This is a genomic window from Pseudomonas sp. AL03, from assembly GCF_029960815.1.
GTDB lineage: Bacteria > Pseudomonadota > Gammaproteobacteria > Pseudomonadales > Pseudomonadaceae > Aquipseudomonas.
The window spans coordinates 1-442 of sequence record NZ_JASBRE010000083.1 but is presented as its reverse complement, the minus strand read 5'-3'; the positions used below and the strand labels follow the sequence as shown (position 1 = coordinate 442).

Genomic DNA, 442 nt, shown 5'->3' with positions numbered 1-442 from the left:
GCCGGTATCGGTTATCCGGAAATGGTCTCGTTGTTTGCCGGTACGGTGCTGAACCAGACCGGGCAGGCGATCGAGGTGATTGCCATCACCATGAGCGTGTACCTGGCGATCAGTATCAGCATTTCCCTGCTGATGAACTGGTACAACAAGCGCATTGCGCTGATCGAGCGGTAAGGAAAAGCGCATGACGACTCATACTTTCAAACCTGACATGCCACCCCCGAGCCGCAGCATCGGTGTCGTGGCGTGGATGCGCGCCAACATGTTCTCCAGCTGGCTCAACACCCTGCTGACCCTGTTCGCGTTCTACCTGATCTACCTGGTGGTGCCGCCGATCCTGAGCTGGGCGATCCTCGATGCCAACTGGGTCGGCACCACCCAGGCTGACTGCACCAAGGAGGGCGCCTGCTGGGTGTTCATCCAGCAGCGCTTCGGCCAGTTC

2 pseudogenes are annotated in these 442 nt (G+C 59.3%); both read left to right on the top strand.

The window, feature by feature from the left end:
- Nucleotides 1-174, top strand: a pseudogene (locus tag QK293_RS27500) (amino acid ABC transporter permease); the annotation flags it as partial.
- Nucleotides 175-184: 10 nt separating this feature from the next.
- Nucleotides 185-442 (top strand): annotated as a pseudogene (locus tag QK293_RS27495) (amino acid ABC transporter permease); the annotation flags it as partial.